Annotated in this window: 2 protein-coding genes and 1 pseudogene; 1 reads left to right on the top strand and 2 read right to left on the bottom strand. The window is 68.6% G+C overall.

Features of this window, described 5'->3' with window-relative positions; genetic code table 11:
• Positions 1–629: pseudogene (locus D180_RS21665) on the bottom strand (DNA mismatch repair protein MutS); the annotation flags it as partial.
• A 445-nt stretch (positions 630–1,074) separates the two neighbouring features.
• Here D180_RS21665 and D180_RS21660 point away from each other — a divergent pair.
• On the top strand, positions 1,075–3,003 hold the full coding sequence (locus D180_RS21660) for an alpha-L-fucosidase (RefSeq protein WP_043091524.1): 1,929 nt from the start codon (positions 1,075–1,077) through the stop codon (positions 3,001–3,003).
• A 186-nt stretch (positions 3,004–3,189) separates the two neighbouring features.
• Here D180_RS21660 and galA read toward each other — a convergent pair.
• Positions 3,190–5,534, bottom strand: a 2,345-nt coding sequence (galA, locus tag D180_RS21655; protein WP_017914422.1) for a beta-galactosidase GalA, incomplete at its 5' end; no start/stop codon positions are given.

The raw sequence follows: 5,534 nt of genomic DNA, 5'->3' as shown, positions 1-5,534 counted from the left end.
ACCAGCCACGGCGGCCGGCGGCGCACGCCGCGGCGCTCGCGCAGGAATTCCGGCCACTGGTCCTCGTCGGGCACCAGTAGTTCGGCCGGCTCCAGCCGCGCCAGTTCCGCCTCCAGCGCGTCCTCGTTGTCCACCTCGTTGACCAGGAAGCGGCCGCCGGCCAGGTCGGCCCAGGCCAGGCCGTAGCCGTGCTTGTTGCGTGCGATCGCCATCAGCAAGGTGTCGCGGCGCTCGTCCAGCAGGGCCTCGTCGGTCACCGTGCCGGGGGTGACGATGCGCACCACCTTGCGCTCGACCAGGCCCTTGGCCAGCGCCGGATCGCCGATCTGCTCGCAGATCGCCACCGACTCGCCCAGCGCCACCAGTCGCGCCAGATAGCCCTCGTAGGCATGCACCGGCACCCCGGCCATCGGGATCGGTGCACCGCCGGAACTGCCGCGCTGGGTCAGGGTGATGTCCAGCAGCCGCGCGGCCTTGCGCGCGTCGTCGTAGAACAGTTCGTAGAAATCGCCCATGCGGAAGAACAGCAGCAGGTCCGGGTATTCGGACTTGGCGGCGAAGAACTGCTTCATCAGCGGGGTGTGCTCCGCTGCGCTTCCAGGAGCTTGGGTTTTTTCTCGATTCTGCATCTGATTCAGTGACTTAATGAATTTCGGGGTGACTGTCCGTGGACAAGTATGGACGGGTGCCGGCAGCAAATGACAGCGTGGCGCGGCGCCAGCCCGGTGCGTGGTTCGATGCGCCACCTGCCGATCCACGGTGCAACGTCGGGGGCGCACCGTTTCTACGGACAAAGGCAGGAAGGTCAATCGCGAGACAGCGAATGTCCGGTGCGCACGCAGCATGTGCAATGCCGAGTCCGCAGCAACTGCGTGCGAGTCGTCTCGGCGCCAGCTGCCATTGTCCGTAAAAAAGCGGATTGGCGACAGCACGCGGTGCGATTCCCGGGCATGCGGCGGAGGATCGGCCACACGGTGACGTTGTGTCCTTTGAATGCCCGTGTGTCGTTTCGGGCAGGACTGTTTCGCCGTTGGAAAAGCTAAGATCCGGGCTTGTGTAGAGCCGGAGGCGTCCATGATCGATCGTCGTACCTTTCTTGCCACGGGTGTCGTGGCCGTCGCCGCGGGCTTCAGCGCATCCGCCGCCCGGATCGTGGCCGCGCCGCGCCCGAAAGGGCCGGCACCGTGGGGCGCCGTGCCAAGCGCGCGGCAGCTGCGCTGGCACCGGTGGGAGCAATACGCCTTCGTGCATTTTGCGATGAACACCTTCACCGACAAGGAATGGGGTTACGGCGATGAAGATCCGCGCAAGTTCGATCCCAGCGATTTCTCCGCCGATCAGATCGTCGCCGCGGCCAAGGCCGGCAACCTCAAAGGGATCATCTTCACCGCCAAGCACCACGATGGCTTCTGCCTGTGGCCGACGCGCCTGACCGAGCATTGCATTCGCAATTCGCCCTACAAGAACGGCAAGGGCGACATCGTTGGCGAAATGGCTGCGGCGTGCCGGCGTGCCGGCCTGGCCTTCGGCATCTACCTCTCTCCCTGGGATCGCAACCACGCCGAGTATGGCCGTCCCGGTTATCTCGACTATTTCCGCAAGCAGATCGTCGAGCTGTGCACGGGTTATGGCGACCTGTTCGAGTTCTGGTTCGACGGCGCCAATGGTGGCGACGGTTACTACGGCGGAGCGCGCGAAACCCGCAAGATCGATGCGCCCGCCTACTACAACTGGCCGCGGATGATCGCGCTGGTGCACCAACACCAGCCGATGGCCTGCACCTTCGATCCGCTGGGCGCAGATATCCGTTGGGTCGGCAACGAGGAGGGCGTGGCCGGCGATCCGTGCTGGCCGACCATGCCCAATGCGCCTTACACGCAGGAAAACGGCAATGCCGGCGTGCGGGGCGGGGCGCTGTGGTGGCCTGCGGAAACCAACACCTCGATCCGCCCGGGCTGGTTCTACCATGCCGACGAAGACGGCAAGGTGCGCAGCCCGGAGAATCTGGTGCGCTACTTCGATACCTCGGTGGCGCGCGGCACCAATATGAACCTCAATCTTCCGCCGGACCGGCGCGGCCGCATCGCCGACCATGACGTCGCGGTGTTGAAGAGCTTCGGCGATGCGATCCGCGCCAGCTTCGCCATCGATCTGGCCAAGGGCGCCAAGGCCAGCGCCAGCGCGTCGCGCGGTCCGGGGTTCGAGCCGGAGCGTGTGCTCGACCGCCAGCCGGACAGCTACTGGTCCACGCCGGACGACGTCACCACGCCGACGCTGACGCTGGAACTGTCGGCGGCGCACAGCTTCGACCTGATCCGGCTGCGCGAATACCTGCCGCTGGGCGTGCGCGTCACCCGCTTCGCGGTCGACGCCGAGGTGGATGGGCAGTGGCAGCGCTTGGCCGAAGCGCAATGCATCGGCGCGCAGCGGATTCTGCGGCTCGATCGTCCGATTGCCGCGCGCCGTGTGCGCCTGCGTGTGCTCGAGGCACCGGTCTGTCCGGCGATCAGCGAATTCGCGCTGTTCCGCGCGGTGGCGCCCGTTGCGGTCGCGCGGCCCACGACGAACGCGCCGGACGTGCTGTCCACCGCGGGTTGGCGCATCGTCGCGGCCAGCGCGCCGGGAGCGGAGAAGTTGCTCGACGACGATGCCGGCACGATCTGGGTCGTGCCCGCTCCCACGCCGGGCCATCCCGTGCAGGTGACCATCGACCTGGGTGCGCTGCGCCAGGTCGCCGGCTTCAGCCTCACCCCCTCGCGCACGGTGATGAACGGTGCGGCGCCGCCGAAGGGCTATCGCGCCGAAAGCAGCGAGGATGGCCAGCACTGGCAGCCGGCCGGTGGCGGCGAGTTGTCCAATATCGCCTACGCGCTCTCGACCCAGCGGCTGAATTTCCCCGAGGTCCGGCAGATCCGTTACCTGCGGCTGTCGTTCGCCGAAACAGCGCTGCCCGCGGAGCGGCTGGCGATCGCCGGGATCGGTGCCTTCTCGCGCTTGCGGTGAGGGCTGGCGCTCCCTCGCCGCGATGCGCGGTGGGGGAGCGTGCATCGCCGGGGCGATGCAGCGTCGTGGCTGCGGCGACGCTGGCGAGGCGTCGTAGATCGGCTTCGGAATGACGCGCCGCAGGAGCACCGAGTCGGGAGCGCATGACGATGGCGCCGCGCAGCGCCTTGAAAGCGCGCGACCGCCTCAGGCGACGAACGGCCGCGGCCTGGTGCGCACACTCTTCAGCGCCAGCCGCGCAGGCACCAATCCGGGCGCAGTCGCTTCCAGTGTCAGCGTGCCGGCATCGCGCGTGGTCTGCAGCAAGGCCATGCACAGACCGTTAAAGGCGCGGCGCTGGTCGGCCTTGTCGGGTTCGTGGCTGGACGGGTCGCCGTTGCCCACGCCGATCAGGCGGCCGGGGCCGCGGACGGCGAAGCGCACGGCGTCGCTGGCGGTAGGCACGATGCGGCCCTTGGCATCGACGATCTCCACCGCGACCACGGCCACGTCCTCGGCGTCGGCCAGCAGATTCGCCCGTTCGCAGCGCAGGCGCACCGCGGCCGGGGCGCCCACGGTCTCGCGGAGCTGCGTCAGCACCTGTTTGCCGCCGCGGTAGCCGCGCGCTTCGATGCGGCCGGGTGCGTAGCGCACGCGCCATTCGACGTAGCCGTAGGCCGGCACCTGCTGCAGGCCCTGGCTGACGCCGTTGACCAGCAGTTCCACCGCGTCCAGGTTGCTGTGGCACCACACGTCGACCATGCCGTTGTCGCGCTCGTCCAGCAAGCCGTCCCAGTTCCAGTGCGGGAACAGGTGCAGCACCGGCGCGGCGGTCCATTGCGCGCGGTAGTACCAGTAGTTGTCCTTGGGGAAGCCGCAACTGTCGAGGATGCCGAACTGCGAAGCGACGTTCGGCCAGCGGTTGTACGGGGTCGGCTCGCCGCGGTAGTCGAAGCCGGTCCAGACGAAGCCGCCGGCGATGTACGGGCGCTGCGCGACATAGCTCCACCAGGCTTCGGCGCTGCTGGCCCACCAGGGGTAGTCGAGGTCGTAGGCGCGGGCATAGCCGCGCACGTCGTCGGTGCGGTAGTTGCCGCGCACGCCGACGGTGCTGCCGGTCTCGCTGCCGTAGACCGGGATCTGTGGATGGCGCGCATGGAAGGCGTCCATCTGCGTGGTGCGGTAGTTGAAGCCGACCACGTCCACGACCTGCCCGACCCCATCGTCGAAGCCCTTGTCCATGGCGAAGGTGGTGGGGCGGCTCGGATCCAGGCGCCGCACCAGGCGCTGCATGCGCGCGACGATGCGCGCGCCGCGCGCGGTGACCATCTGCGGCTCCTCGTTGCCCAGCGACCACAGCATCACGCAGGGATGGTTGCGGCCGCGCCGCACCATCGACGTCAGTTCGGCCATGGCCTCGTCGTCGGAGGACATGCGCCGGGTCTCGTCGATCAGCAGCAGGCCCAGCCGGTCGCACAGCTCCAGCAGCGCTGGCGAGGCCGGGTTGTGCGCGCTGCGATAGGCGTTGCAGCCCATCGACTTGAGCTGGCGCAGGCGCCATTCGTGCAGGCGGTCGGGAATGGCGGTGCCGACGCCGGCATGGTCCTGGTGGTTGTTGGTGCCGTGCAGCTTGTAGGCCGCGCCATTGAGCAGCAGGCCGCGCTGCGGATCGAACTGCAGGCGGCGCACGCCGAAGTGGGTGGTGGTCGCGTCGCAGGTATGGCCGTCGCCGAGCAGGCGCGTGGACAGCGTGTAGCGTTGCGGGTTCTCCGGCGACCACGGCGCGGGCGTGCCCAGGTCCAGGGTCTGCTGCACGCGCTGCACCACGCCGGGCTCGACCGTGATCGGCGCGGAACTGGCCTGGGCGACGATGCGCCCGTCCGGCGCGCGGATCACCGAGACCACGCTGCACTGCCGCGGCGTCGCGCCGTGGTTGCCGAGTTCGGTCTCCACCAGCGCCTGCGCGGCGCCGCCGTCCCAGACGCTGCGCACGTACACGCCGTCCATCGGCACGTGCAGTGCGTCGGTGGTGCGCAGCCAGACGTGGCGGTAGATACCGGCGCCTTCGTAGAACCAGCCTTCGCCGAGCGTGGCATCCACGCGCACGGCGATGATGTTCCTGGCGCCGTAGTCGAGCACGTCGCTGAGGTCGACTTCGAAGCCGCAGTAGCCGCTGCCGTTGCGGCCGACGATGTGGCCGTTGCAGAACACGATGCAGTCGCGGAACACGCCCTCGAATTCCAGGCTGATCTGCTTGCCCAGGTCTTCCGCCGGAATCTCCAGCACGCGCCGGTACCAGCCGATGCTGGTCTGCGGATCGGTGCGGCCCAACGGTTTGTAGCCGTGCGCGGCGGACGGGTCTTCGCCGTTGACCAGGGTGGAGGTCGGATCCTGGCGCGGCGGCAGCGCCACCGCCCAGTCGTGCGGCAGGTCGATGCGCTCCCAGGCGCTGTCGTCGAAGCCGAGCAGGGCCGCATCGGCGGTGTCCTTGCCGGCCTTGGCGTAGGTGCGCTGGAAGGTGCCGAAATTGAAGTCGCGCGCCGGGTCGTCGG

It is taken from the genome of Xanthomonas sp. SHU 166 (genome assembly GCF_000364685.1).
Classification (GTDB): domain Bacteria; phylum Pseudomonadota; class Gammaproteobacteria; order Xanthomonadales; family Xanthomonadaceae; genus Xanthomonas_A; species Xanthomonas_A sontii.
Note: the sequence above shows the minus strand (reverse complement) of the source record. Positions and strands in the feature narration are given on the sequence as shown.

What these genes read in the sequence shown, in the direction of transcription:
- D180_RS21660 (WP_043091524.1), top strand. Translation starts at nt 1,075, where the DNA reads ATGATCGATCGTCGTACCTTTCTTGCCACGGGTGTCGTGGCCGTCGCC.